22 protein-coding genes are annotated in these 26488 nt (G+C 69.5%); 8 read left to right on the forward strand and 14 right to left on the reverse strand.

Going from position 1 to position 26488, the window contains the following annotated elements; all coding sequences use genetic code 11:
- Window positions 1-277 precede the first annotated feature (277 nt).
- Window positions 278-1951 carry a bifunctional 3'-5' exonuclease/DNA polymerase gene (locus C1I92_RS27525; protein ID WP_111257835.1) on the reverse strand — a complete coding sequence of 558 codons (1674 nt, stop codon included), beginning with the start codon at window positions 1949-1951 and terminating at the stop codon, window positions 278-280.
- A gap of 37 nt (window positions 1952-1988) precedes the next feature.
- Entirely contained in the window at window positions 1989-2567 is a 579-nt protein-coding gene (locus C1I92_RS27530; protein WP_111257836.1) for a DinB family protein, read from the reverse strand.
- 62 nt (window positions 2568-2629) lie between these two features.
- Between C1I92_RS27530 and C1I92_RS27535 the strand changes: the two genes are divergently transcribed.
- Window positions 2630-3568 (forward strand): helix-turn-helix transcriptional regulator, encoded by a 939-nt coding sequence (locus tag C1I92_RS27535; protein WP_111257837.1) that lies wholly within the window; start codon window positions 2630-2632, stop codon window positions 3566-3568.
- Here the strand turns inward: C1I92_RS27535 and C1I92_RS27540 are convergent.
- Both C1I92_RS27540 and C1I92_RS27545 read right to left on the reverse strand, forming a co-directional pair.
- Complete coding sequence (locus C1I92_RS27540; protein WP_111257838.1) at window positions 3558-4580, reverse strand: 1-aminocyclopropane-1-carboxylate deaminase; 1023 nt, start codon at window positions 4578-4580, stop codon at window positions 3558-3560. The genes C1I92_RS27535 and C1I92_RS27540 overlap by 11 nt on opposite strands.
- A 2-nt stretch (window positions 4581-4582) precedes the next feature.
- The gene (locus C1I92_RS27545) at window positions 4583-4903 is read right to left on the reverse strand and encodes a GntR family transcriptional regulator (RefSeq protein ID WP_111257839.1); all 321 of its coding nucleotides are present in this window, start codon (window positions 4901-4903) and stop codon (window positions 4583-4585) included.
- Between the two features lie 112 nt (window positions 4904-5015).
- Here C1I92_RS27545 and C1I92_RS27550 point away from each other — a divergent pair, with 112 nt between their 5' ends.
- Window positions 5016-5861 (forward strand): universal stress protein, encoded by an 846-nt coding sequence (locus C1I92_RS27550; RefSeq protein WP_158564297.1) that lies wholly within the window; start codon window positions 5016-5018, stop codon window positions 5859-5861.
- A 316-nt stretch (window positions 5862-6177) separates the two neighbouring features.
- On the opposite strand, the gene C1I92_RS27555 is transcribed toward C1I92_RS27550, so the two are convergent.
- Genes C1I92_RS27555 through C1I92_RS27570 form a run of 4 tightly spaced genes read right to left on the reverse strand, consistent with a single transcriptional unit; the run spans window position 6178 to window position 10077 of the window.
- Window positions 6178-6909, reverse strand: a complete 732-nt coding sequence (locus C1I92_RS27555; protein ID WP_158564298.1) for a FadR/GntR family transcriptional regulator — start codon at window positions 6907-6909, stop codon at window positions 6178-6180.
- Window positions 6910-6929: 20 nt separating this feature from the next.
- Window positions 6930-8444, reverse strand: a complete 1515-nt coding sequence (locus C1I92_RS27560; RefSeq protein WP_111257842.1) for an FGGY family carbohydrate kinase — start codon at window positions 8442-8444, stop codon at window positions 6930-6932.
- Complete coding sequence (locus tag C1I92_RS27565; RefSeq protein WP_158564299.1) at window positions 8441-9061, reverse strand: bifunctional 4-hydroxy-2-oxoglutarate aldolase/2-dehydro-3-deoxy-phosphogluconate aldolase; 621 nt, start codon at window positions 9059-9061, stop codon at window positions 8441-8443. Before C1I92_RS27565 ends, C1I92_RS27560 begins: the two co-directional genes overlap by 4 nt.
- Before the next feature lie 59 nt (window positions 9062-9120).
- Window positions 9121-10077 (reverse strand): sialidase family protein, encoded by a 957-nt coding sequence (locus C1I92_RS27570; protein ID WP_146605309.1) that lies wholly within the window; start codon window positions 10075-10077, stop codon window positions 9121-9123.
- A 569-nt stretch (window positions 10078-10646) separates the two neighbouring features.
- Here C1I92_RS27570 and C1I92_RS27575 point away from each other — a divergent pair.
- The 5 genes from C1I92_RS27575 to C1I92_RS27595 all read left to right on the forward strand — a co-directional run bounded on the left by C1I92_RS27575 (window position 10647) and on the right by C1I92_RS27595 (window position 16654).
- On the forward strand, window positions 10647-11588 hold the full coding sequence (locus C1I92_RS27575) for a carbohydrate ABC transporter permease (protein ID WP_111257845.1): 942 nt from the start codon (window positions 10647-10649) through the stop codon (window positions 11586-11588).
- Between the two features lie 64 nt (window positions 11589-11652).
- Entirely contained in the window at window positions 11653-12483 is an 831-nt protein-coding gene (locus C1I92_RS27580) for a carbohydrate ABC transporter permease (RefSeq protein ID WP_158564300.1), read from the forward strand.
- Between the two features lie 49 nt (window positions 12484-12532).
- Window positions 12533-13861, forward strand: a complete 1329-nt coding sequence (locus C1I92_RS27585; RefSeq protein ID WP_111257847.1) for an ABC transporter substrate-binding protein — start codon at window positions 12533-12535, stop codon at window positions 13859-13861.
- 63 nt (window positions 13862-13924) lie between these two features.
- Window positions 13925-14644, forward strand: coding sequence for an alpha/beta hydrolase (locus tag C1I92_RS27590; protein WP_111257848.1), 720 nt, complete (start codon window positions 13925-13927; stop codon window positions 14642-14644).
- A 3-nt stretch (window positions 14645-14647) separates the two neighbouring features.
- Window positions 14648-16654: a hypothetical protein gene (locus tag C1I92_RS27595; protein ID WP_111257849.1), complete on the forward strand. Its 2007-nt coding sequence runs from the start codon at window positions 14648-14650 to the stop codon at window positions 16652-16654.
- Between the two features lie 44 nt (window positions 16655-16698).
- Here the strand turns inward: C1I92_RS27595 and C1I92_RS27600 are convergent, their stop codons facing one another.
- The 6 genes from C1I92_RS27600 to C1I92_RS27625 form a co-directional block, all read right to left on the reverse strand.
- Window positions 16699-17922: an ROK family protein gene (locus C1I92_RS27600; RefSeq protein ID WP_199521654.1), complete on the reverse strand. Its 1224-nt coding sequence runs from the start codon at window positions 17920-17922 to the stop codon at window positions 16699-16701.
- A complete protein-coding gene (locus C1I92_RS27605; RefSeq protein WP_199521655.1) occupies window positions 17919-19493 on the reverse strand; it encodes a glycoside hydrolase family 5 protein in 1575 nt (524 codons plus the stop codon). Before C1I92_RS27605 ends, C1I92_RS27600 begins: the two co-directional genes overlap by 4 nt.
- Before the next feature lie 13 nt (window positions 19494-19506).
- Entirely contained in the window at window positions 19507-20328 is an 822-nt protein-coding gene (locus C1I92_RS27610; protein WP_111257851.1) for a carbohydrate ABC transporter permease, read from the reverse strand.
- Window positions 20315-21151: a carbohydrate ABC transporter permease gene (locus C1I92_RS27615; protein WP_199521656.1), complete on the reverse strand. Its 837-nt coding sequence runs from the start codon at window positions 21149-21151 to the stop codon at window positions 20315-20317. The genes C1I92_RS27610 and C1I92_RS27615 overlap by 14 nt, the downstream gene beginning before the upstream one ends.
- A 106-nt stretch (window positions 21152-21257) precedes the next feature.
- Window positions 21258-22496 (reverse strand): extracellular solute-binding protein, encoded by a 1239-nt coding sequence (locus C1I92_RS27620; protein ID WP_111257852.1) that lies wholly within the window; start codon window positions 22494-22496, stop codon window positions 21258-21260.
- Window positions 22493-23899 carry a GH1 family beta-glucosidase gene (locus C1I92_RS27625; protein WP_111257853.1) on the reverse strand — a complete coding sequence of 469 codons (1407 nt, stop codon included), beginning with the start codon at window positions 23897-23899 and terminating at the stop codon, window positions 22493-22495. Before C1I92_RS27625 ends, C1I92_RS27620 begins: the two co-directional genes overlap by 4 nt.
- A gap of 91 nt (window positions 23900-23990) precedes the next feature.
- Between C1I92_RS27625 and C1I92_RS27630 the strand changes: the two genes are divergently transcribed.
- The coding region (locus C1I92_RS27630) for a discoidin domain-containing protein (protein WP_111257856.1) at window positions 23991-26488 on the forward strand (2498 nt) is incomplete at its 3' end.

Raw genomic sequence — 26488 nt, forward strand, 5'->3', positions numbered from 1 at the left:
CCACCTACACATCGACTTCACCAAGACCTACCAGCCCATCAAAGCCGCCTAGCCAGCACCAGACGTGACTACGATCGTGTCCCACAACTACGTAGACACCGCGTCCCACAACTACGTAGACAGCACAGCGGCTCCCACGACAGCGATGCCGCAGCGTTTTCGCAGCGATCCCACACCGTTGCCGCCGGTGCCCACGGAACTCGCCTGCCGGTCGGTGGCCAGGCGAAACAACGAACTGCCGCTGGCTCGCCTGAGGATCTGGCGCTCCGGTGGCCCGTCACTTCGCGTCGGCGTAGCTGGGGGCGATCGCGACGCTCAAGGGGAACGCGACAGGGAAGTCGCCGAACAACAGGCGGCCGGCTTCGGCGGCCGCCTCCTGGACCTCGGCGGCCACTGCCTCGGCGAGCGACGAAGGGGTGTGCACCACGATCTCGTCGTGCACGAAGAAGACGAGGTGGGGGCGGCCGGTGAACGGCGGCAGCACAGCGCCGTCGGGCAGGGCGGAGTCGACGCCGAGCGCCCACAGGCGACGCCGGATCGACGCCAGCCAGCACAGCGCCCACTCCGCCGCCGTCCCCTGCACGACGAAGTTGCGGGTGAACCGGCCCCACGACCGCGCGTACGACCGGGCGCGCGCGACGTCGTCATCGCCGGCGTCGTCCTGGTAGGCGCCGGCCTGGGTCTCGTGCCAGGTGGCGCCGGGCAGCGGCGACGACCGGCCGAGGTGCGTGGTGACGACCTCGCCGCGCTCGCCGGCACGGGCGGCCTCGTCGACGAAGGCGAGGGAACGCGGGAACGCCTTCGCCAGCCGCGGCAGCACCTGGCCGCTGGACCCCGTGGTACCGCCGTACATCGCCCCGAGCATCCCGACCTTCGCCAGCTCGCGCGTCGGCACCGCACCCGACGCGACGATGCCGGCGTACATGTCCGCGCCCCGCCCGTCCGGACCGCGGCCGGCCGCCGCCATCACCTCGTCGCCGGCCATGGCGGCCAGCACGCGCGGCTCCAGTTGCGCGGCGTCGGCGACGACGAAGGTCCAGCCGGGATCGGCGACGACGGCGCGGCGGACGCTCTTCGGCAGCTGCAGCGCGCCGCCACCACTGGACGCCCACCGGCCGGTCACGACGCCGCCGACGACGTACTCGCTGCGGAACCGGCCGCCGCGCACCCACGCCTCCAGCCACGCCCAGCCGTTCGCCGTCAGCAGCCGGTACAGCGACTTGTACTCCAGCAGCGGCTCGACGACGGGATGATCCAGCTGCTCCAGCTCCCACTTGCGCAGCGTCCGCGCCCCCACACCGGCCCGTTGCATCGCCCGCAGCAGGTCCTGCGGCGAGTCCGGATTGAGCGTCGCCGGCGCGCCCAGCGCGTCGCGAATGCGCTGCGCCAGCTCGTCCAGCCGGGCAGGCCGCTCCCCCAGCCGCGGCCGCGGCCCGAGCGTCTCGGTGAGGACGGCGTCATGGACGTCGGCCAGCCACGGCAGCCCGGCGTGGTACATCTCGACTGCGGTCAGCGCGCCGGCCGACTCCGCCGCGAGCAGCAACCGCAGCCGCCCGGCCGCCGCCGACCCGGCCACGACGGCGTCCTGGCGGGCCAGCTCGGCGACCGGGTCCGGCCGCGCGGCGTCGTCGACCGGGCCGAACAGCATCGCGGGCTCGTCGGCGACGGCGGTCAGCGGCGTGACCGGCAGCGAGTCCCACGCGTCGTCCGGATCGGGCCACGACGCCAGCGCCGACGAACGCAGGATCCGGTGCGCCAGCCGCAGGTCGTGCGCCCGCTCCACCCGCACGCCGGCGGACAACAGTCCCGGATACCACCGATTCGTGTCGTCCCAGGTCCAGCGCGCGGCCGCGTCCCGAGCGGCGACGACGGAGGGCAGCTCGCCCAAGGGCACCCGCCGGCCGTCGACGCGCAGCGAGCCGTCGGGCTGAGGGACGAGGACGGGCTGCACCCGCCCATCCTGCCGCCCGCCACCGACAACCGCCGCGTCAGCTCGACGTCTGCCCGTCCAGCGACTCGCGGAGGATGTCCGCGTGCCCGGCGTGCTGCGCCGTCTCCGCGATCAGGTGCAGCAGCACCTCACGCACGCTGCGCGACGCGCCGGGCGGGTTCCACGGCGCCGCCGGCAGCGGGTGCGCGGCGGCCAGGTCGCCGACGGCGGCGACGATCCGTGCGGTCTCGGCGGCGACCCGCTCGTACCGCGCCACGATGTCGGCCAGCGTCTCGCCGGGCAGCAGCACGAACCCGTTCGCGTGCTCGATCGACCACCGCGGCACCTCCCGCGCGGTCCCGGCCGCGAGGTCGGCCCAGGTGACGCCGTCGGGCAGGTCGTAGGTCATCGCCGCCGCCCCGTCGACGACGAAGCGCAGCCAGCTCTCCTCCATCGCGGTGACGTGCTTGACCAGCCCGCCGAGGCACAGCGCGCTGACGGTGGGCCGCTCGGCCGCCTGCGCGTCGGTGAGCCCGCGGATGGTGGTCAGCAGTGCGGCGCGGGCGGCCGCGAGCTGGCCGAGCAGCGCGGCCCGCTCGGCGTCGAGGGTGGACGTGATCGTCTGGTTCTCTGTCATGACGGCAGCGTCGCAGCGGTAGAGGACAGGATGTGTCCGCTACTTGCGGCAGGATGGAACGCATGGCGACGACCTCGGGACGGCTGCTCGCGCTGCTGTCGCTGTTGCAGACGCGCCGGGACTGGCCGGGCGCCCTGCTGGCGGACCGGCTCGGCGTCACCGGCCGCACCGTCCGCCGCGACGTCGACCGGCTGCGCGAGCTGGGCTACCCGATCCGCGCGATCAAGGGCCCGGACGGCGGCTACCGGCTCGACGCGGGCGCCACGCTGCCGCCGCTGCTGTTCGACGACGAGCAGGCCGTCGCGCTCGCCGTCGCGCTCCGGCTGGCCGCCGCGACCGGGGCGGACGTCGCGGCGGACGCGGCCCGGGCCCTGGCCACCGTCCGGCAGCTGCTGCCGACCCGGCTGCGGCACCGGGTCGACGCGGTCCAGGTCACCGTCGGCAGCACCACCCACGGCCCGGCGGACCCGGACGTCCTCGTCGCCCTGACCACCGCGATCCGGGCCCGTGAGGAGCTGCGCTTCGACCACGCCCGCACGCGGCGACGGGTCCAGCCGCACCACCTCGTCGCCCGCGGCGGCCGCTGGTACCTCGTCGCCTGGGACCTGGACCGCGACGACTGGCGGGTGTTCCGCGCCGACCGGATCACGCCGCGCGTCCCGACCGGCCCCCGGTTCCGGCCTCGCGAGATCCCCGGCGGCGACGTCGCCGCGTTCGTCACCGCCCGGTTCCGCGGCGGCGACGCCGACTGGCCGTGCCGCGGCACCGTCGTCCTGCACCGGCCGGCCGGCGAGGTCGCGCCGTACGTCCACGACGGCGTCGTCGAGGAGCTCGGCCCGGACCGCTGCCGGCTGACGCTGGGCTCCTGGTCCTGGACGGGCCTGGCCGCGAGCATCGCCCGGTTCGACGCCGACCTCGCCGCGGCCGGCCCACCGGAACTGCGCGCCGCCTGCGCGACGCTGGCCCGCCGCTTCGCCGCGGCGGCCGAGGTCAGTGCGTGAACAGCCCGCTGTACGCGTTCAGCGCCGGCTGCCCGCCGAGGTGCGCGTAGAGGACGGTCGCGTCGCGCGGGATGTCGCCGCTGGTCACGAGATCGACCAGCCCGGCCATCGACTTGCCCTCGTAGACCGGGTCGAGGATCACGCCCTCCAGCCGCCCGGTCAGCCGGATCGCGTCGATCGTCGACTCCACCGGGACGCCGTACCGGTCGCCGGCCCAGCCGGGCAGCACGGTGATCTCGTCGTCGCGCAGCGGCCGGGCGACGCCGATCAGCTCGGCGGTGGCGCGGGCGATGCGGGCGACCTGGTCGCGGGTCTCGTCCAGCGTGGCGCTGGCGTCGATGCCGATCACCCGCCGCGGCGCTCCGCCGGCCTCCTCCAGCGCCGCGAACCCGGCGATCATCCCCGCCTGCGTCGACCCAGTGACCGCGCAGACGACGATCGTGTCGAAGACGACGCCGAGCTCCCGCTCCTGCGCCGCCACCTCGTACGCCCAGTGGGCGAAGCCGAGCCCGCCGAGCCGGTGGTCCGACGCGCCGGCCGGGATCGCGTACGGCCGTCCGCCGCGCGCCCGCACGTCCTCGATCGCCCGCGTCCACGACTCCTTGAACCCGATGCCGAACCCGGCCTGATCCAGGCGCACCTCCGCGCCCATGATCCGGCTCAGCATGATGTTGCCGACGCGGTCGTTCAGCGGGTCCGGCCAGTCCACCCAGTGCTCCTGCACCAGCACCGCGGCCAGCCCGAGCGACGCGGCGACGGCGGCCACCTGGCGAGTGTGGTTGGACTGGTAGCCGCCGATCGACACCAGCGTGTCGGCGCCCTGCGCCAGCGCGTCGGGAACGATGTACTCGAGCTTGCGGGTCTTGTTGCCGCCGTAGGCGAGGCCGGCGTTGCAGTCCTCGCGCTTCGCCCAGATGGACGCGCCGCCCAGGTGCGCCGTCAGCCGCGGCAGCGGATGCACCGGGCTGGGCCCGAACGTCAGCGGATGACGGGGGAAGTCGGACAGGGCCATGGTCACTCCTCGGTGGTGGGCAGGCTGTGCCAGGTGTCGAACGCGACGGCGGCAGCGGCGTCGGCGTCGCCGGCCGCGCAGAGCCGGATCAGCTCGTCGTGCCGGGCGACGGACGCGCGCCCGCCCAGCGTGGAGAACCGCAGCCGTTCCGCCCGGCGCAGCACCGGCGTCCGGCTCACGCCCAGCCAGGCGGCCAGCTCGCCGTCGCGCAACTGCTCGCCGGGTGCCAGCACGCCGCCGACGATCGCGTCGCGGAGGCGGCCGTAGACGTCCTCACGGAGCAGCCCGCGGCCGATGGCGGGCTCGCTCTGCGGGATGGGCATGCAATATATTGCACATCAACCAGGGCAAGCCGGCAAGCCGGCCACCGTGACGTGACCGATGTCCCTGGTACGGACCGTGCCACGGGACGATGCTGGAAGCATGACTACGGAGATGAGCAAGCCGATCGTCGTCGGCGTCGACGGGTCCACCGACAGCGGCGTCGCCCTGGACTGGGCCGCCGCCGAGGCCCGCCTGCGCGGCGCCCCGCTGCACGCCGTCCACGGGCTCTGGATGCCGATGGCCGCCGTCCCGTTCGGCGGCGCCGCCGTCCTGCCGCCGTCGGACGAGCTGCGCGCCTACGCGACCGACGTGCTGGACGCGACCCGGCGGCGAGTGAAGGACGTCGCGCCGGGGGTCGAGGCCGAGACGTTCCTGGTACTGCGCCCGCCGGCGGAGGCGCTGCTCGAGGTCGGCAAGGACGCCGCCCTGATCGTGGCCGGCACCCGCGGCCTGACCGGGCTCGGCGCGCTGGTGCTGGGCTCGGTGAGCGCCCGGATCGCCGCGCACGCGCCGGTCCCGGCTGTCGTCGTCCCGCCGGAGGGCACCGACGACGGCAACCGGGCCGGCGAGATCGTCGTCGGCGTCGACGGCTCGGAGCACGCCGACGCCGCGCTGCGGTTCGCGCTGACGGAGGCGGCCCTGCGCCAGGCCCGGGTTCTCGCCGTCGGCGCCTACCACCTGCGCGGACGCACTACGTCGCCGGAGCGGCAGGAGACCGAGGCCGTGCTGGCGGCGGCGCTGGAGCGGGCCCGGGCGGCCACCGGCGCCACGGTTCCGACGACCGTCCGGGTCGAGGCCGGCCACGCCGCCGAGGTGATCGTCGAGGCGTCGGCCACCGCGTCGCTGATCGTCGTCGGCACCCGCGGCCGCGGCGAGGTGCGCAGCATGCTGCTCGGCTCCACCAGCCGCGGCGTCCTGCACCAGGCCACCCGCCCGGTCGTCGTCGTCCGCGCCTGACGAGAGCTACCAGCCGGCCGGCAGCGCCCGCCACGCCCGCGCCGGCGCTCCAGCACCTGCAGCGCGATCGCCGGGCGGCCGCGGTCGCGCTGGCGTCTCAGGGAGTCGCCGCCATGAGGTTCGCCAGGCGATAGAGGCTGGCACGGAATCGGTGACGTCCGCGATCGCGTCGGGCCGGCCGCGATGGCTTTCTGCGAGCAGGGCCGCGTGGCGGCGGCGGCACTGCGAGCGGTGCTGACCACGACTGTTGATCGTCACCGCTGGGGGACTCGCACCGAGCTCGCTCCAGCGCTGGTGACGACGCACTGCCGGCGCGTTAGCGCGCCGTGTCCTGTACCCGCGGCGTCGAGCCTCGCTCCGCATTCTGGAACGCGTCCCTGTGCTCTTCCCACGACGCGAGCAGGTGTTCATCCATCGCCGACGCCGCTCCGTCGCCGTCGTTCTTACTGAGGCAGTCGAGGATCACCGAGTGGTCCGCCACGCCGGTCACTCGGGCGGACCTATGAGCAGTGACGCTCTGGTACATGCCACGGACAATCAAGTCCACCAGAGGAGAGAGCAGCAGCGGAAACAGCGGGTTCTGCGTCGATTGAGCTATGGCGACGTGAAAGCCCACATCGGCAGCCGTGTACGCCCCGGGATCGTCGGGTGCCGCAATACGCATCTTTTCGATCTGGTCCCGCAGTCGATCAAGGTCATCATCTGCCGCACGCTCGGCCGCGAGACGAACGCCTGCCACCTCGATGGTCCGCCGGGCTTCGAAGAGGTCGTCGACGCCGACCTCACGACCAACGTGTGGTCGGAGATTACGGAGAAGTCCTTCGGTGACCGTCCCAATCTCGGATTGACGGACAAAGGTACCCTTGCCATTGTACGTGCGCACATAGCCACGTTCTCGCAATAGGCCCAGCGCTTCTCGGACGACTGGCCGACTGACGTCGAACTCAGCGGACAGCGCTTCTTCCGCGGGCAGCTTCGAGTTCGGTGCGTACTCCCCCGTCAGGATCGCTTCCTGGATCCGCTCCGCGACCGCATCGATCAGGCTCACTCGCACAACTCTCTGCCGGTTCACTGCGCTCTCCTCCCCTCGATCGAGTCTCTGTTCGAACCTGCGTTCTCATAAACTATATCACCACGCTTGGAAGGCGCCGGAGAAGCGGTCTCGGCCAAAGCAAAAGCAGAGAGCCGGCCGAACGCCGCAAAACGACGCCGTGCATCTTCGGCATCCGACGGCGCGGGATCCACGCGCTGCGCGTTCCGGGAGACGCGGCTCACGACAGCCGCAATATCCTGACCCGATGCAGCCGCACCAAGAATGGCCGCACCAACGGCCGCAGCGTCGCCATCCTTGTGAATGACGATCGGGCGCCCGAGGGTGGCCGCGCGAACCTGCGCCCAACGCTCCTCAGCGCCGACACCGGCCAGATGCACCTCGGATGATTCTCCGACGCCGATGTTGTCCAGAATGCGACGCGCAGCGAAGCTGATGCCTTCCATCGCGCCTTGAACCAGATCGCCAGCGTTGTGTTCAGCGGACAATCCCGAGAACCCGCCCCTGACGCGAAGATTCCAATAGGGCGCCCTTTCCCCGCGCAAGTACGGCACAAAGGTCGGCGGCTCAACGGCAGGACTCGGCTGGAGGAACATCAGATCGGAAACCGAACGGCCCAGGATTCGGGCCAGCCACTCGAGTGAATCGCCACTCGACTGAATCGGGCCGTAGGTGGCCGGCAGCGGCGCACACTCCCGCGGAATCGTCAAGAGGCCGGGTACGTCCGGCGCATCTCCACGGAACGTCGAACCGACGATATCGGATGTTCCACTGATGATGAATGCCGTCTGACTGGTGAACGCACCCACTCGCAGCATGGCGGCCAGGGCATCGCTCCAACCCACCGCAACGGGAATGCCGTCAGGCAAGCCGAACTCGTGCGCCGCGATCTCGGTGACGGCGCCCCGATAGTTCCACGCGTGGTCGATAGGTGGACAAACACCGTCAGACCAGCCGACGCTCCGCAGGAAGGCCGAAGCCGGAGCTCCTGTGACCACATTGCACAGACCCTTGGATGACCACGGATCGGATGTCGGCGCTCCGGTCAGCGCTAAACCAATGTAGTCCTTCGGCTGGAGTATCCACCGCGTGTTCGCTACCGTTCCAGGTTCGTGCCGCGACAGCCAGAGCAGTTTCGCTGGAATCGCCGTCGGCGACCAGTACAATGGGGTTCCGAAAAGCCCGATCGGGTCCGGGTGACGCCTTGACAGAACCTGCGCCTCTTCCTCTGCGCGGCGATCCTGCCACGTCATTGCGGGCCGGACAGGCTCGTCGTTCTCGTCAACGAGAACGGTGGTCGGCGTGTGGCCCGACAACCCGACTGCCGCGATCTTGGTGCTGTCGATCTCGAGTGCCGAGATCGTCGTCCGGACTGCTTTGAGATAATCTGCCGGGTCCTGTTCGGCCATCTCGGGGCCAGAGCGGTGAGTGACGTAAGGACAGCGTGCCGATGCGGCGACCTCACCCTCGGCTCCGATGGCCACTGCTTTGACCGAGGACGTACCTACATCCAATCCCAGCCAGTACTTCACCCTGAACCTGCTTCCGCAAGCGCCTGTCGAGCGCTGGTGACCAGCTGAGCCAGGTCCCTTCTTGCCAGCGCAGCGCGATCGATGAGTGCGTTACCAAGACAGACCGCAGTGCACCCTGCCCGACGGTACTGCTCGACGGAACTCGCCGCGATACCGCCAGAAGCCACCCACCGAACACCCGGGAAGACCTCGGCCACTGCACTCACGTATGCCGGCCCGCCGACCGCCGATACGGGAAAGACCTTGATGCCATCCGCGCCCGCCCGGATCGCCTGTTCGATCTCTGTCGGCGTCATCGCCCCGGCGATAGCCGGCACCGCCGCATTCCTTGCATGCTCAAGTACAGCTCCGTTCAGGGTTGGCGAAACCACGAATTCGGCGCCAGCTTGAATAGCTGCGGCAGCCTGGCTGACACTGGTGACGGTTCCGGCCCCGATGGTGGCTCCGGTCGCGTCCGCCAGAGCATGGATGACGGCCGATGCATCCGGCACCGTGAACGTGATCTCGATATGCCCCACGCCCGCGTCCGCAAGGCACTCGCCGATCATGATCGCGTCGTCGGCTGACGACGCCCGGACGACAGCCAGAATCCCGCTGGGTACCTTACCGGATGGCACTTCACGCTCCTTGTGAGGAATCCAGGGTGCTCCATCGTTCGAGTGCTGAGCGCCCATCTTCAGCGCTCGCCCTCGACCCACAGGTGCATGACGTTCACGCGAGCGCCCTGGTATGCATCGGAGTACTGCACCAATAGTCGGTCCCCTCCTTCTGGAGAGGGAACGACGATATTGTTGGAGTAGTAGCAGCGCTGTTTCTCGGCCTCGATCATCCAGCCGTCGTCCCAGTTGAGCCCGTCACTCGACGTGTACATGACAAAGCCGCGGCCGTTCGCTGCGCGCCCGTGCAGCAAGTAGACGCCATCGAGGTAGGCGGTCTGGGGATTGCGAATGCCCTTGGCCACGGGCGTACTTCCGGTGGTGGACCAGGTCCGTCCCGCATCTTCGCTGATCGCGAAGTCCATGGACCGCTCGTCGTCCTTGTTGTACGCATAGCAGATCATGCTGCCGTCGGCGCGCAGGAGCAGCGAGCCGTAGGCGCGGCCGATGCCGCTGATCGGAACGGTCGACAACTCGGTGAAGTGCGTGCCCGTGCGACTTGTTGCAAAGACTCGGTACACGTGCTCGTCGGTAGTCCCGATGAAGTCCTCTGAACAGAACTGCAGTACGTAGATGGTGTCATCATGGATGAGAGCGTCGTATATCCGACCGGCATACGGCGTCAACTCTTCGGGGGGCGCCCACGTCGTGCCGCCATCGACACTCCTGACATACTGCGGTGTCAACCAAGGTTGAGCGCACACCTCTCGGTACGGCGTGTTACGCGTGCACAGCACGATGACGTCATCCTCGTTGGGCGACACAGCTCGTTCCACCGAGATGGTGAACTCGCCATCGAGAAACGCGTCCCTGGAATACGGAAGGTCGCGGATCTCGCCCCAGGTCTGCCCGGCATCGACGGAGCGTCTGTACTCGATCCACCCGAAGCCCGAGTGCCCGTCCATCCGCGTCGCGGAAACGTTCGAGTTGAACGCGAGGACCTTTCCGGGCGAGTAGCTCACCAGTCCGTGGCTCATGTGTCCGCTCCGCCCCCGATCCGCGTTGTTGACGTAGAGCTCGGGTTCGCTGAGCCGGAGCCGGCCGTTGGGGCCCTCTATGGATCGCAGCATCTAGGTCCTCGCCTCTCAAGTCGCGCCCTGATTCGGGGGCTGGTGGGGCCACGTGGGCGGAACGTACTGCGCACCAGCGGCTCCCGCCCGCGCCCACACCATACCAAAGCTGTCTGACAGCCAAGCAGCTTGACAGGTTGATCGCGGCCGCCCTAGCATGCCGCTTCGACATTGACGTCGATCTCTACGGAGGCCCGCGTGCAGGCCGTGTTTCCCATCCACCGCCCGGCAGGCTGGTGGCCGCGGATGACGATCACTCCCGGTCACCCGTGGCGCCGGAGGTCGTCGTCCGCGCGGACCGGCCGATCGGGGCCGGCAACAGGGGCTCGACCTTTGATGGTCGCCTGGTCGGGCACGCACACCTACGAGCCTGCGTCCGGCGGGCCCGCACCCGTCCCCTTGCGCACCTCGTCAAGAGTCCGCCGCATTGGTGGGAACCGTCTGGAGCTCGCCATGCAGTCGAAGACGGATCGAGCATGACCGTGACTCTGAATCCAGACGTCCACGAAGCCGGCACGGCTCGTAGGGCAAAGCGTTCGGGCCACGAGCGCGCTCAAGGGCGTGCAGCCGCGATACTGCTCGCGCCCTGGCTCATCGGCGTGGTCGGAATCACCGCCGGGCCGTTGCTCTACTCCCTGGTGATCTCGTTCACCAAGTACAGCGTCATCACCTCACCCGAGTGGATCGGCTTCGACAACTACGTCGAAGCGCTCGGTGATGATCGGCTTCACAAGGCGCTACAGGTCACCTTCATCTACGCGCTCGTCGGCGTCCCCGCGCAGCTGGTGTTCGCGCTACTGCTTGCCGTCGTCCTCAACCGGACGCTTCGCGGCACTCAAATCTATCGATCGATCTACTACCTTCCTTCGTTGCTCGGGGGAAGTGTCGCAATCTCGCTGCTGTGGCGGCAGGTGTTCGGCGGCTCCGGTCTGGTCAACACCGTACTCGGCCACGTCGGAATAGAGGGCCCTGGTTGGCTCACCGATCCCGACCTGGCCCTCTTCACGCTCATTCTCCTGCACGTGTGGACATTCGGCTCGCCGATGGTGATCTTCGCAGCTGCCCTCAAGCAGGTGCCAGAGCACCTCTACGAGGCAGCGAAAGTCGACGGCTGCGGGCCGCTGCGGCAGTTCAGGTCGATCACGCTTCCGTTGCTGACGCCGATCATCTTCTTCAATTTGGTCCTCCAGCTGATCGGCGCCTTCCAGTCGTTCACGCAGGCACGGATCATGACCGACGGCAACGGCGGGCCCGCGGACTCGACACTCCTCATTACTCTGTACTTGTATCAGCAGGCGTTCACCAGCTTCCGAATGGGCTATGCGTCTGCCATCGCGTGGATTCTGGTGCTGATCGTCGGTGCCATATCGGCGCTTCTCTTCATCACGCAACGACGTTGGGTCTTCTACGATGACTAGGGGACGAACGACTAATGGTCGGCCTGATACGGGCCCCATAGAACGAGGTGCTGGAGGCATCCCGGTGCGTCGAATCGCGATCATTGCTTGGCACGCCGGAGTGCTCGCGGGTGCCGCACTCATGCTCTATCCATTGCTATGGATGGTTGTCAGCTCCCTTCGACCGGAGTACCAGATACCTGGCAATCTCAGTCTGTGGCTTGCCCAGGCTCCACTCTGGGAAAACTTCGCGAGCGGCTGGAACGCTCTGGCTCGTCCGTTCGGCGTCTACGTGCTCAACTCGACGATCGTCTCGATCGGGGCCGTGGTCGGGAACCTGATCGCGTGCTCGATGGCCGGCTATGCTTTCGCGCGTCTCTCGTTCCGAGGTCGACGACTCGGCCTGGGCATCGTCATCGCCACGTTGCTCCTGCCGGGATATGTGACCTTCGTCGCCCAGTACGTGATGTTCTCGAAGCTGGGCCTCGTGAACACGTTCGTGCCGCTGATCCTACCGAAGTTCCTGGCCGTCGACTCGTTCTTCGTGTTCATGATCACCCAGTTCATTCGAGGAATTCCGCGGGAACTGGACGATGCCGCGCGACTCGACGGGTGTGGCTATATCCGGACGTTCTTCTCGATCATCGTGCCGCTCATTCGCGCACCATTGGCCACCACCGCCGTGTTCACGTTCCTGTGGACGTGGGGCGACTTCTTCTCACAACTGGTCTACCTCACGAAGGAGGATGTGAAGACGGCCGCCGTCGCAATCGCTGCGTTCGCCGATCCCGACGCCTCCACCGAGTACGGACCAATGTTTGCGATGGCACTGCTGACGCTCGCACCAATCTTCATCGTCTTTACGCTGTTTCAGAAGCAGCTCGTGCGGGGAATCGCGTCAACTGGCTTCAAGTGAGTCGTATCCGAACGATTTCTGGCAGCGACATCCGAGGAGGAGATCAGACATGGCAATTGAGCGGATGGAAATGAAGCCGCTGCGGAGAAGGACCGCGCTCAAGGGCATGATGGGCGTGTTGATCGGCGGCGGTGCGTCGGCAACGTTGCTGGCATGCTCCGGCGACGGCGGTGCGAGCTCCAGCGGCGAGGGCGGTGTGACGAAGCTCAGAATGTCCTGGTTCGGCAATGCGGCCCGGGCGGAGGCCATCGACCGGTCCATTGATCTGTTCGAGGCGGCGAACCCCAACATCGTGGTCGAGCGGGAGTACGCGGCCTTCGACGCGTACAACGAAAGGCTTGCGGCTCAGGTCGCCGCGGGCGACGCGCCAGACATCATCACGTCGGGCTGGGAAAGCCTCATGAGGAATGTCCCGATGCTCGCGGATCTGAACAAGTACAAGTCCGACCTGGATCTCCAGGGCTTCACGGACTCGGACCTGGGACTGACGACGATCGATGGCCGACTGGTCGGTCTGCCGTCGAGCTTCGCCGCGGCAGGGGCCCTGATCAACAAGACGATCTTCGAGGCTGCCGGGATCGACCTGCCAGATGACGCCAATTGGTCCTGGCAGGACATGATCCGGATCGGCGCGGACGTGACGGCAGCTTCCCCCGACGATGTCTACGGGCTCCGTTCGTTCGGCTTCGGGGGACTCTATGTGCTCTTCCATCTGGCGCTGCAGGCCGGCGAGATGCCGTTCGGCGACGATGGCAAGGTGACGATGAGCGAGCAGACGTTGACTCGCTTCTTCGAGTTGGTCCTGGAAGCGTCCGACGCGAATGCGGCGCCGCCGCCCGACGTCGCGATCGAGTTCGCGCAGGGCGGTCTGGCAGAGCTTCAGTTCGGTATCGTCCCGCACTCCAATGCGCAGGCGGTGCCTCTTCAGCTTCCGAACATGCCTCCGGGGACGGAGCTCTACATGGCCTTGCCGCCCGGCGTGGGCAAGCAGCCGGAGAGTGGATTCTTCTGTGCGGGTTCCTCCTGGGGCATCACCAATCAGAGCGACCACGTCGAGGAGTCGGTGCAGCTGCTGAACTTCTTGCTGAACAATCAGGACGCGGTAGATGCGAGGGGTATCGCCCTCGGTATACCCGTCAATTCCAACGTGCTCGACGGACTTGCCCAGGTCGTCGATACATCCACGGCGGCCGCACTGGAATGGGCCATCGAGATGAAGGACACCGCGACGCTTCTTCCGTCGCCCCACCAGGCCTGGGCCACCTCCAGCGCGGTCATGGGTGGAATTTCGACGGACCTGCTGCAAGGACGACTGTCACCCGCACAGGCCGGTACGCGGTTCGCGGAGCAGATGGACGAGCTCGTTGAGAAGTCGTAGAGGTGACGAGCTACCCGGATGCGCCGGCGGGCTCCGCCGCCGGGTGAGCGCTGCGGGCCGCCGATGAGCAACGCCCCAAGCCGCACCTCTCCTGGGACGATCCTGGTGCTGCCCGGAAGTGCCTACCGGCGTCACGCCGCGCACGAGGGGGAGCCCGTCGCCGAGTGGATCCGCTCGTTGGGGTGGGATGCCCGGTTGGTGCACTACCCCGTGATCGAGACACACCCGGCTCCTCTTCGCGAGGCCCCACTGGCCGCCGTGCAAGCGGAGATCGTCTCTGAGCGCGAGGCCGGCGCGGAACGCGTCGGTGTGCTCGGGTTCTCGGCCGGCGGGCATCTTGCGGGTCACGCGGCGCTTGCTCCGGACAGCACAGCACAGCAGCGCCCCGACTTCGCCGTGCTCTGCTACCCGGTGGTCTCCATGGTGAGTCCGACCCACATCGTGTCTCAGGTGAATCTGCTCGGCGAGTCACCCTCGGAGGAGGAGCGGGTGGCGACGTCACTGCAAAGACTCGTGACGCCGAGCGCCCCTCCGATGTTCGTATGGCACACGCTGGGCGACGCAGGTGTGCCTGTCGGTGACCACAGCTATCGCCTCGCGAGCGCCCTTGCCGCGCACGGGGTTCCGCATGAGCTGCACGTCTTCACGGCCGGTCCGCACGGTATCGGTCTCGGCGGAGGATACCCCGCCCGGGACTGGACCCGGCTCGCCGCGGATTGGCTGGGCCGCGTCGCGGCCGGGCAGGAGCACTTGGCCACTGCACGTTCACGTAAGGAGGCGTGACGAATGCCACCGTTCGAACTCGAGGTGTTCGCCGATCGGGACGAGGCGGAACAGGCCACTGTTCCGGCGAGCGTGCTGCGGATCGTCGTCGGCACCCAGCTCTACGAGCGCGACCCGGCGGGGACGGCGTTGCTCACGGCCGACGGTGGCGAGTGGTCGCCGGTGCCGTCGCAGCCAGGTGTGCTCGACGCGACCGCGTTCGGCTTGATCGCCACTCCCCCGGATGCGCCACAGTACATGGACGAGCAGCTGACCAGCGCTGTCGGGTACGCGACGCTCCACAACATCGCTGAGATCGTCTTTCCACCGGGCCTGATCTTTCTGGAGCAGCCGCACGTCCTGCCGCGCGCCATCCGGTACCGCGGCACGGGCGGCAGCCAGAACACCCGATTCGGAACGGCTGCCAGCATCTACGACAGCATCGTGGACCAACCCACGGTCACGACCTTCGTCGCTTGTGGGACGGGCGCAAAAGAGCACCACGTCCGGCACGTCACCGAAGGAACGCAATGCGGCTTCGACCGCCCGAACGAGGTGCGTCAGTACAACAACGCGGTCGACGAACGGTTCGCCTTGCTCGACCTGTCGAACAGAGATGCCGTGAAGGGCAGCAACACACCGGCCACCCTGCGGCCGGTCTCGGCGTTGCTCTCGTTCGAGGAAACCTTCGAGCGCATCAACCTCGAGGGCATCCGCATCATTCCGTCCTGCCCCGATCCGGCATTGGGCGAGGTCGACGGCGTCGGCGGTTACAAGCGAGACGATGCTGTGCTGCCCTACGCCGATTGGGATTTCGGCATCATCATGTCGAATCCGTGGGGCGCGCATGTGGCCGACGTCAACGTGGTCGGATACTGGCGACTCGGCGCGATCCTGAACATCGGGTTCCAGATCTCCGACAGTCCGATCGGCGGCACCCCCAATGCCGAGCACCAGAAGTTCACCGGTTGTGCGACCCAAGGGGGAATGATTCTTCGAACCGGCGACATGTGGCCGGTCGTGGACAAGGATGCCGGTCGGATCTGGCTTCGCTGGACCCCATCTCAGCAGTTCTCGCCCACCGGGGGAACTGTGACGATATCTGCTCGGGACACCTTCGGCGGCAGCAACTACACGTATACCGGTACCACCTACGAATCAGCGGCGACGCCGAACAACGTCACGGACATCCTGGGCGACGGCTGGATCGTCCTGAACGACGTGAGACCCGCGGGGTCCGGGTCCAACGACACCAGTGCCATCCAGACGGTCTCCACGCATCCGACCGCGTGCTCCAAGGTGGTGCCCGTCTTCTCCGGAGGCCACAGTCATACGCGCTTCGAGGACTGCACCTTCACGGACCTCGCTCATGCCGCTGGGATCGACGAAGCCAATCCAGTGCTCAACGCAGCGGGCCTGCCGGGTCGCGAGAAGTACTCGACCGCGCTGGAGTGGAGCGGCGCGCCGATGCGGGCCCTGGAGTTCTCCAACTGCCTGATGACGACGTCGGGACCGCGGACCATGCATGTCGGTATGGCGCGCGAGACGACGTTCAGCGATTGTTACGCCGAGACGCGGCCGTGGCGCACGGCTCTGAACGGCGCCTTGGACGGCGCTCGCGGTGGTCTGTTCATCGCGGGAGCGAACGCAGCACTGGCGAATGAGTCCGGTGTGGCCGGCCACTTCTCGATGAATCTCTACTCCATGTTCAACGACATCATCAACATGGTGCCGTACGGTCCGGTCCGCGCGGGCAGTCGTATGGCCGCCCAGACCGATGTCCTCAATGCGCAGAACGTGATCGACGTCATCAAGACCTCCGCGGCCGTCGATGCGCAAGGCGGTCTGCATCTGCAGACCGTCTCTCATGACGACCTGGCAAACGCAGCGTCCATGGTGAACCGGGTCGGCAAGGCCGAGGGCAAGGTCGTCTGGGAGTTGGTGAACAACCGCCTGTACATAGCCTTGGCGAGCGGCGCGACGAGTCTGTGGACGCAGATCGGGGGGCCGAACTCGATTGCTCCCATCTAGCGAGTCCGATCGAGCGGTCCCGGCGGTCGATCACTGCCGCACCCCTATGAGCCGCGCGGGGCGTGGATGATCGTCTCCAGGGGCATGATCGCCGCCCCGACGGCGACCGTGTCGCCGCCGAAGGTGGCGGGCAGCAGCTCGTACTGGCCGCCGGGGCGGGCCAGCGCGTTGGCCCGGACGGCGTCGTCGATCCGGGCGGCCAGCGACTCCATCAGCCGCAGCCCGACCCAGCCGCCGACGACGACGCGCTGCGGGTTGGTGAGGTTCACCAGCCCGCCCAGCGCGACGCCGAGCGTGTCCACGAGATCGGACACCACACCGGCAGCGGCAGCGTCTCCGGAGTCGGCCGCGTCGAGCAGGGCGCCCAGCGCGTGCCACCCCGTCCCCTCGAACCGGCCGCCGGCGTCGGCCCAGGCGGAGAGGATCGCGTCGGCGCCGACGTAGGCCTCGACGCAGCCGCGGGCGCCGCACCGGCAGGGGCGGCCGGCGCGCTCGATCTTGAGGTGACCCCACTCGGCGGCGCTGCTGGTGGAGCCGTACTGCAGCGACCCGCCGGCGATGATGCCCAGGCCGACGCCGCGGCCGAGCAGCACGACGACGGCGTAGTCGACGCCTCGGGCGGCGCCGAACCACTGCTCGGCCTTGGCCTGTGTCTTCGCGCCGTTCTCGGCGTAGACCGGCAGCTCGTGCGAGACGAGGTCGGAGATGCGCACCGGCGGCCAGCCGAGGCTCTGCGCGTACAGCACCTGCCGGCCGTCGAGCTCGGTCTCGACGATGCCGGGCAGCCCGAGGCCAGCGCCGACGACCTTCGGCCAGATCGCCGGGTGCCGCTCGCGCAGCGCGGCGATCGCGTCGTCGAGGTCGTGCGCGATGTCCTCGGGCGCCTCCGGCTCGCGGCCGCCGCGGAACTCACGGTCGACGCGGGTCATGCTGAGGTCGAACAGCTCGACGGCGACGCCGCGCTCGCCGACGTCGGCGCCGATGAAGTAGGCGCCGTCGGGACGGGGCTCGATCAGCGTGATCGGGCGGCCGCCGCGCGAGGCCTTGGAGCCGGCCTCGATCACCAGGCCCTCGGCGATCAGCTCCGACACCAGGTGCGTCGCCGACGCCAGCGAGAGGCCGGTGTCGGCGGCGATGGTGGCCCTGGTGGTCTGCCTGGCCAGCACGATCTGGCGCAGCACGTGCGCCCGGTTGGTCCGGCGCAGCGACACGACCGTCGCCGACTCGGGCGCCGACACGGGGCGGCGGGCACTGTCGGAACCCATCATGGCCAGACCACCGTACTGGAGCCGCCGAGCTCGATGCGCCACAGCGTCGCCGGCGCCGTCGCGACCACCCGCAGCCCGCGCGGCGCCGTCTTGACGACAACCGGGGCCGGCGAGCCGGACGGCCCGAGCACCCGCACCCGCGAGAGGTCCGGCGCCGGGTCGAGCTCGTACTCCAGCCACTCCCCCGGCGCGAGGTCCACGACGATCCGGTCGCCGTCGGTCTCGGTCCGGCCGCCCGGGTGCTCGAACGGCTGCTCCGGGTCGTCGGCGGGGACGTGGAAGCGCAGCGTGACGGCGTCGTCGGCGCGGATCCGCTCCAGTGGGCTCCCGGACGCACGGTAGGACCGGCCGGCGCCGCGGAAGCCGAACCCCCACGCGGGCAGCGTCGACGGCGACGCGGCGGTGAGCGCGGCGACGATCTCCGGCCGCCACTCGCAGTTCTCCAGGCGCATCGCCTCGACCAGCCGGTCCAGGACGACGCCCGCCTCCGCCCGGCCGAGAAGCGGAGAACCGCCGGCGGCGCTCGCGACGACGCGGTCCCAGCCGGCCGGCGGGCGGACCGACGCCGGCGACGTCGGTGTGTCGATCTTCTTCCACGGCCAGAAGTTCCAGCCGATGCCGTGCGCCTCGTAGAGCCGGTGCGCGGTGTAGATCCAGTCGGCGGTGTTCTCGCCGCCCTCGCCCATGTAGATCGGCAGGCCCAGCCGCTCGCGCGTCTCCAGGTACGGCGCGATGCTCGGCCGGTCCGGCGACGACCAGTACTTGTGGAACTGCAGCAGCGAGTTGTCGTCCCACACCTCGGTGAAGATCTCCCAGTTCGTCGCCCAGTGCGAGCCCTCGTAGACGATGAGGTGGTCCGGGTCGACGGCGCGGATCTCGGCGGTGAGGTCGCGGTACAGCCGCACCAGCTCGTCGCGGTAGGTGTGCTGCCACTCGTTCGGCAGCGGCTCGTTCAGCAGGTCGTAGCCGAGGACGGTGGTGTCGCCGGCGTAGCGGGCGGCGAGGTCGCGCCACAGCCGCAGCGTGCGCCGTCGGTACCGGTCGTCCATGAACAGCTCCGGCAGCCCGTTCGGCGAGTCGTCGATGTTGGTGCCGGTCTGCCCGCCGGGCGCGCCGTGCAGGTCCAGCAGCACCCAGAGCCGGTGCTCGCGGCACCACCGCAGCAGCCGGTCGATCAGCGCGTAGCCGGCCTCGACCGGCTCGCCGTCGTCGTCCTGGATCACCCGGGCGTTGATCGGCAGCCGGACGTGGTCGAACCCGCTGGCGGCGATCCGGGCGATGTCGGCCTCGGCGACGAACACGTCGCGGAACCGCTCCCAGAACTCCGCCGCGGCGGACGGCCCGGCCAGCCGCTCGAACAGCGCCTCGATCTCTCGCGGCGACTCAGCGCCCGGGCCGAACCGCCACATGTACCCCTCGGGCAGCAGCCAGTTGCCCAGCCCGACGCCGCGGAGCAGCCGCTCCCGTCCGGTCCCGTCGACGAGCGCGGCGTCGCGCGCCCGCACGAGGCCGGTGAAGTCGGCCGGGCGGGCCGGGACGAGGCGGTCGGTGGTGGCGGGGCCGATGGTCACGAGGTGGTCTCCTTCATTTGAGGCCGGACAGGGCGAAGCCCTGGACGATGTAGCGCTGGCAGAACACGAAGACGACGAGGACGGGGACGACCATCAGCGACGCCGCGGCCAGCTGCAGCGACGGGTCGACCGAGATCTGCTGGTTGAGCAGCGCCAGCCCGACCGACAGGGTGTAGGAGTTCTGGTCGGTGGCGATGATCAGCGGCCAGAGGAAGCTGTTCCAGCCGGCGATGAACGCCAGCACCGCCTGCACGGCCAGGATCGGCCGCGACATCGGCAGCACGACGGACCAGAACGTGCGGAACTCCCCCGCGCCGTCGAGCCGGGCCGCCTCCAGCATCTCGGCCGGGACGGTGGTCATGAACTGCCGGAACAGGAAGATGCCGAACCCGCTCACCAGCGTCGGCAGCGCGACGCCGACCAGGGTGTTGGTCAGCTCCAGGCCGTTGATCACCAGGAACGTCGGGATCATCGTGACCTGCACCGGGATCATCAGCGTCGCCAGCACGAGGAAGAACAGCCAGCGCTTGCCGCGGAACTCGAACTTGGCGAACGCGTAGCCGGCCATCGCCATCAGCAGCACGCCGACGCCGCCGATCAGCACGACGATGACGGTGTTGACGAGGTACCGGCCGAACTGCAGGTCGGTGAAGAGCTGGGTGTAGGAGTCGAACGTCGGATCCTGCGGGAGCAGCGTCGGCGGGAAGTCGATCGCCTCGCGCTGCGGCTTGAACGAGCCGCTGAGCATCCAGAACAGCGGGAACGCGGTGATGACGGCGCCGGCGGCGAGCACCAGCGCGATCGTCCACCGCAGCCGGCGGTCAGTCCTGCGCATCGGGCCTCCTCAGCCGCAGCTGCACGACGGTGACGACGGCGATCAGCACGAACAGCACCAGCGAACCGGCGCTGGCGTAGCCGAACTGGTTGTTCCGGAAGCCCTCCTGGTACAGGAAGATCGACGCGGACGTGGTGGCGCCGAGCGGGCCGCCGTCGGTGAGCACGAACGGCTCGTCGAAGAACTGCAGCCAGGCGATCATCGTCGTGACCGTGACGAAGAAGATCGCGAACCGCAGCAGCGGCAGCGTGATCGAGCGGATCGTCCGCCACGCGCCGGCGCCGTCCAGCGCGGCCGCCTCCAGGTAGACCCGCGGGATGCCCTGCAGCGCGGCGAGGAAGATGATGAGGTTCAGCCCGGTGCCGCGCCAAATCGCCACCAACGCCACGGAGAACTTGGCCAGCGCCGGGTCCGACAGCCACTGCACCGGCTCGACGCCGACCAGCGACAGCAGGTAGTTGAACAGCCCGAACTGGGTGTTGTACAGGTACCCCCACACCAGCGAGATCGCGACGATCCCGGTCACCGCCGGCACGAAGTAGAACGCCCGCAGCGCGCGCACGAACCGGCCGTCGCCGCGGTCCAGCAGCAGCGCGACCCCCAGCGACAGCACCACGATCGACGGCACGCCGAGCACGACGAAGAACCCGGTGGTGAGCAGCGCGTCGCGGAAGTCCGGGTCGTCGAAGAGCCGCTGGTAGTTGTCCAGGCCGATGAACCCGACGTTGTCCCGGTTCGCCAGCCCGGAGATGTCCATGTCGGTGAGGCTGACGACGGCCGCGACCAGGATCGGCAGCACGCCGAACGTCACCAGCAGCAGCATCGCCGGCGTCACGAACAGGTACGGCGTCAGGCCGCGGCCCAACCGCGGCCGCCGACGGGCCTGGGGCGCCGGCCGCGCGATCGCGGCCGGCGCCTCCGGAACCAGCTCAGTCGATCGAGACACTGCTCGTCTTCGCGTAGAGGTCCGCGAGGGTGGCGTCCCGGTCGGCGCCGTTGAGCACGATCTCGTTCAGCGCGGTGAGCAGGTCCGCGCCGACGCCGCCGTCCCAGTTCGGCACCGTCGGCAGCACCTTCGCGTCGGCCAGCTGCTCGACGTACACCTGGACCAGCGGGTCGGCGGCCAGCGCCTCGTCCTCCAGCGCCGCGGTGACGGTGGGCAGCTCGCCGTTGATCTCGTACCAGCTCAGCTGCGTCTGCGGCGCGGACAGGAACTCCAGCAGGTCCAGCGCGGCGTCCTCGTTCGCGGTGTCGTGCCAGACCCCGAGGTTCGAGCCGGCGAACAGCGACGTGCCCGACTCCGCCGCCGGGACGGTGGTGACGCTCCACGCGCCGTCCAGCTCGGGCGCGGCGTCGGCGATCGCCTTGGCCAGGTACGGGCCGCTGATCAGCATCGGGGTGACGCCGGAGATGAAGCCCTGGGTCTGGTCGAAGTCGGCGTTCGTCGGCACGCTGCCGTCGGCGTACAGACCGGTGTAGAGGTCGACGGCGGCGGCGAACTCCGGGGTGTCGAAGTCGATCGCGCCGTCCTCGCCGACGATGTCGCCGCCCTGGTCCCAGGTCATGACGACCGGCAGCGGGCTGTCCCACTGCGGGATGTAGTAGCCGTACTGGCCGTCGCCGCGCCCGGCCAGCGTCGCGGCGTCGGCGCGCAGGTCGTCCCAGGTGGCCGGCGGCCCGTCGATGCCGTTCTCGGCGAGGATGTCCGAGCGGTAGAACAGCACCCGGGTGTCGCTGATCCACGGGACGCTGACGAGCTGCCCGCCGACGGCGGTCGCGTCGCCCGCGACGCCCTCGGCGAAGTTGGCCGGGTCCAGCGCGGGCCGGTCGGCGATGGCGTCGTCCAGCGGCAGCAGCGCGCCCGCGTCGGCGAACGTGCGCAGCTTGGACAGCCCGATCTGCAGCACGTCGGGGCCGTCGCCGGAGGCCACGGCCGTCGTGAGGCGCTGGTCGACCCCGTCCCACGGGATCGCCACCACCTCGACGTCGATGCCGGTGTCGGCGGTGAACGGCTCGACGAGCTGCTCGAAGTTGGCGCCGGAGTCGCCCATGATCCAGACGGTGAGCGGGCCGTCGGAGGCGGCGGCGTTGTCGCCGTCGTCGTCGGAGCAGCCGGCCAGACCGGCCACGAGGCCGGCGGCGAGGAGCAGCGCAGTGCGTCGTTTCATCGAGACTCCTGTGTCTCTGGACGGGTTGAGGTGATGAGGCGCCGGTACCAGTGGGCACTCAGCTTGGGGATGCGCTCCTGCGTCCGGTAGTCGACGAACACCAGGCCGAACCGCTTGCCATAGCCCTCGGCCCACTCGAAGTTGTCGAGGAAGGACCAGGCGTAGTAGCCGCGCACGTCGACGCCGGCACGGAGCGCGTCCGCGACGGCGTCGAGGTAGCCGCGCAGATAGGCGACCCGCTCGACGTCGGCGACGTCGCCGTTAGGGTCGGCATAGTCGTCGTAGGCGGCGCCGTTCTCGGTGACGTACAGCGGCAGCGCGGTGAACTCCTTCGCGACGCGGGTCAGCACGGCGGTCAGGGAGGCGGGGACGACCGACCACCCGAACGCGGTGGTCGCGGGGTCGGCCGGGCGCTGCGCGACGTGCAGCGGGCCGGCCGTCTCGTCGTGACGGGCGACGATGCGCTGGTAGTGGTTGACGCCGGCGAAGTCGGTCGGCGTGGCGATGACGTCCAGGTCGCCGGGGTGGACGAGGTCGTCGAGGCCGGGATGTGCGAGCAGCACCGCCGGCGAGTACTCGCCCAGGTAGACCGGATCGAGGAACAGCCGGTTGCTCGCGGCGTCGAGCCGGTCCGCCGCGGCGACGTCGGCCGGCGCGTCCGTGGTGGCGACCAGGTCAGTGACGAGGTTCGTGATGCCCACCGTCGCCTCCGGCCGGGCCGACCGGATGGCCCGGACGGCCAGGCCGTGCGCGAGGTTGAGGTGGTGCGCGGCGGCGACGGCGGCCCGCTCGTCCGCCCGCCCCGGCGCGTGCGCGCCCTCGCCGTAGCCGAGGATCGCGCTGCACCACGGCTCGTTCAGCGTGACCCAGTCGTCCGCGAGGTCGCCGAGCGCGGTGACGACGCGGCCGGCGTACTCGGCGAACCGCGCCGCCGTCGCACGGGCCGGCCAGCCGCCGGCGTCCTCCAGCGGCTGCGGCAGGTCCCAGTGGTAGAGCGTGACCAGCGGGCGGATGCCGCGGTCGCGCAGCCCGCCGAGCACGTCGCGGTAGAACTCGACCGCACGCGGGTTGAGGTCGCCGTGGCCGGACGGCTGCAGCCGCGACCACGAGACCGACAGCCGGTAGTCCGTCACACCGAGCGCGGCCAGCAGGTCCAGGTCGTCGCGCCAGCGGTGGTAGTGGTCGCAGGCGACGTCGCCGGTGTCGCCGTGCCGGACCCGGCCGGGCGTGTGCGCGAACGTGTCCCAGATGCTCGGCCCGCGGCCGCCGGCCGTCGCGCCGCCCTCGATCTGGTAGGCCGCGGTCGCCAGTCCCCAGCGGAAGCCGGCCGGGAAGGCGCGCGCGTCGGCGACCGGCGGCTCGGCCGCGAGGCGGGCCTTCTGTGCTGGTTCGAGAGAGATCATCCGCATCTTCCTGAGTCTTATTTTTTGCCGTACTATAACCGCCACGCTGCAGGACCACAACGCCCCTTCGTCGACGTCAAAGGAGACAAGCGTGCGACGACCAGCCCATGTCCTGACCATCGCGGCACTCACCACGGCGGCCCTCGTCCCCCTCGCGGGCGCCCCGGCACAGGCGGCTCCACTCGGCCCCGGCGACTTCCTCGCCGCCGACGGACCCGTGCTGCGCACCAACCACGGCACCGGCTCGGTCGTGAACCTCCGCGGCACCAACCTCGGCGGCTGGCTCACGTTCGAGGACTGGATGTCACCGCTGGGCGAGTTCGCCCTCGACCGCACGGGCTGGACGGCGACCGCGTCGGCCGCCGGCGCGTCGAACGTGCTCGACGGCAGCCTCAGCACCCGCTGGGCCAGCGGCGCCGCGCAGGCCGGCGCCGAGTGGGTCCAGGTCGACCTCGGCGTGCCGACGCTGTTCAACCGGATCACGCTCGACGCCGGCCCGTCGACGGCCGACTGGCCGGCCGCGTACGACGTGCAGGTCTCGTCGAACGGCACGACGTGGGCCAGCGTGGCCGCGGCGGCCGGGACGCCGCCGCCCACCGTCACGTCCGAGATCACGACCACCCGGTTCGCGCCTCAGGTGGCCCGCTACGTCCGGGTCGCGCAGACCGGGACGAAGGCGCAGTGGTGGTCGGTCGCCGAGCTGAACCTGTTCTCCGACCCGGTGGTGAACAACGGAGGTGCAACGGCGACGGCCAGCTCGACGGCCGGCTTCACCACGCCGGGCGCGGGCATCGACGGCAACATCGCCACCGGCTGGACGACCGGCGCGAACCAGGTCGCCGGCCAGACGTACACCGTCGACTTCGGCCGGGTCATCGAGGTGACCCGCGTGCTGTTCGACTCCGGACCTTCGTACCCCAACGACTACCCCGCGACGTACGAGATCTCCGGCTCCTCCGACGGCGTCAACTGGACCAAGGTGGCCAGCGGCGCCGGCACGAACCGCCTGGTCACGGCCGATCTGTGGACCAGCACCTGGATGCGGTACCTGCGCATCACCCAGACCGGGACGAAGGCCGGCTGGTGGTCGGTCTCCGAGCTCGCGGTCACGTCGACCGGGAAGTTCGACCGGGCCGGCTGGGCGGTGACCAGCTCACCGGCCGGCACGACGTCGGCGCTCACCGACGGCGACCCGGCCACGCGGTGGACGTCCGGCACGGCGCAGGTCCCCGGCCAGTACGTGCAGGCCGACTTCGGCGCCCGGGTCACGTTCAACAACGTCGTGCTGGACACGCAGAAGAACTCCTCGTCCGAGACCGACTACCCGCGCGGCTACACCGTCGCCGTCTCCGACAACGGCACCTCGTGGACCCCGGTCGCGACCGGGACCGGCACGTTCAAGGCGACCACCGTCAACTTCCCCGCCGTCGCCGCCCGGTACCTGCGGGTGACCCAGACCGGCAGCTCCGGCTCGTGGTGGTCGATCGGCGAGCTGGACGTCGCGCTGAACAACGACGACTACTCACTCCGGCTGGCACTGGACGACCGGTTCGGCGCCACCACCGCCCAGCAGATCGTCGACACGCACCGCGACACCTGGCTGACCGAGGCCGACCTGGACAACATCGCGGCGATCGGGCTGAACACCGTCCGGCTGCCGATCGGCTGGAGCGAGCTGCTCAACCTGGACGGGACCTGGAAGGCCAACCCATGGACGAAGATCGACTGGCTGATCCAGGAGGCCGGCGAGCGCGGCATCTACGTGATCCTCGACCTGCACACGGTGCCCGGCGGCGGGTGCCCGTGGGGCAGCTGCGGCCGCGTCGGCCCGAACCCGAACGGGTACTGGGGCAGCACGACCTACCAGGACTGGGTGGTGAACATCTGGCAGGCCATCGCCACCCGGTACGAGGGCAACCCGGCCGTCGCCGGCTACGACCTCATCAACGAGCCGCTCGTCGACTACGGCGAGGACGCCGCCGACGTCACGCAGAAGAGCGACGTGTACGACCGCATCTACGACGCCGTCCGCGCCATCGACCCGGACCACACGATCTTCCTCGCCGCGTTCTTCGGCTGGAACGCGATCGCCGCGCCGTCCACGTACGGCTGGACCAACGTCGTCTACGAGCTGCACCCGTATGACATGCCCAACGGCCAGGACTGGAACGCGCAGCGCTCGGTCGTCACCACGCAGCTCGCCGACGTCGCGAACCGGCTGGTCAACCCGGGGATCCCGGTGCTGTACGGCGAGTACTCGTTCTACTACTTCGACGACATCTGGGCCGAGTTCATGGCCGGGCTGAACGCGCTGGACGTGTCGTGGACGAACTGGACCTACAAGGTGCGCGGGTCGCAGAACGGCGGCGGCGGGTACTGGGGCTTCTACAACACGAACCTCAACCAGGTCCCGATCATCAACAGCGACGACGCGACGTCGTTCCAGACCCGGCTGGCCCGGTTCGGCACGGCGAACTTCTCGCCGAACGACCGGTTCATCGAGACCGTCTCGCACTACGCCGGCGGCCTCGGCACCTTCAGCCCCGTCGCCATCAGCCGGGCGGGGTGGACGGCGACCGCGTCCGCCAC

It is taken from the genome of Jiangella anatolica (assembly GCF_003236295.1).
GTDB classification, from domain to species: Bacteria; Actinomycetota; Actinomycetes; order Jiangellales; family Jiangellaceae; genus Jiangella; species Jiangella anatolica.

Excerpts from the sequence above, each read along its gene's own strand:
- C1I92_RS27530 (WP_111257836.1), bottom strand. The coding sequence starts at position 2,567 with ATGACAGAGAACCAGACGATCACGTCCACCCTCGACGCCGAGCGGGCC.
- C1I92_RS27535 (WP_111257837.1), top strand. The coding sequence starts at position 2,630 with ATGGCGACGACCTCGGGACGGCTGCTCGCGCTGCTGTCGCTGTTGCAG.
- C1I92_RS27540 (WP_111257838.1), bottom strand. The coding sequence starts at position 4,580 with ATGGCCCTGTCCGACTTCCCCCGTCATCCGCTGACGTTCGGGCCCAGC.
- C1I92_RS27545 (WP_111257839.1), bottom strand. The coding sequence starts at position 4,903 with ATGCCCATCCCGCAGAGCGAGCCCGCCATCGGCCGCGGGCTGCTCCGT.
- C1I92_RS27550 (WP_158564297.1), top strand. The coding sequence starts at position 5,016 with ATGAGCAAGCCGATCGTCGTCGGCGTCGACGGGTCCACCGACAGCGGC.
- C1I92_RS27570 (WP_146605309.1), bottom strand. The coding sequence starts at position 10,077 with ATGAGCCACGGACTGGTGAGCTACTCGCCCGGAAAGGTCCTCGCGTTC.
- C1I92_RS27575 (WP_111257845.1), top strand. The coding sequence starts at position 10,647 with ATGACCGTGACTCTGAATCCAGACGTCCACGAAGCCGGCACGGCTCGT.
- C1I92_RS27585 (WP_111257847.1), top strand. The coding sequence starts at position 12,533 with ATGGCAATTGAGCGGATGGAAATGAAGCCGCTGCGGAGAAGGACCGCG.
- C1I92_RS27590 (WP_111257848.1), top strand. The coding sequence starts at position 13,925 with ATGAGCAACGCCCCAAGCCGCACCTCTCCTGGGACGATCCTGGTGCTG.
- C1I92_RS27595 (WP_111257849.1), top strand. The coding sequence starts at position 14,648 with ATGCCACCGTTCGAACTCGAGGTGTTCGCCGATCGGGACGAGGCGGAA.
- C1I92_RS27600 (WP_199521654.1), bottom strand. The coding sequence starts at position 17,922 with ATGATGGGTTCCGACAGTGCCCGCCGCCCCGTGTCGGCGCCCGAGTCG.
- C1I92_RS27610 (WP_111257851.1), bottom strand. The coding sequence starts at position 20,328 with ATGCGCAGGACTGACCGCCGGCTGCGGTGGACGATCGCGCTGGTGCTC.
- C1I92_RS27615 (WP_199521656.1), bottom strand. The coding sequence starts at position 21,151 with ATGCTGCTGCTGGTGACGTTCGGCGTGCTGCCGATCCTGGTCGCGGCC.
- C1I92_RS27620 (WP_111257852.1), bottom strand. The coding sequence starts at position 22,496 with ATGAAACGACGCACTGCGCTGCTCCTCGCCGCCGGCCTCGTGGCCGGT.
- C1I92_RS27625 (WP_111257853.1), bottom strand. The coding sequence starts at position 23,899 with ATGATCTCTCTCGAACCAGCACAGAAGGCCCGCCTCGCGGCCGAGCCG.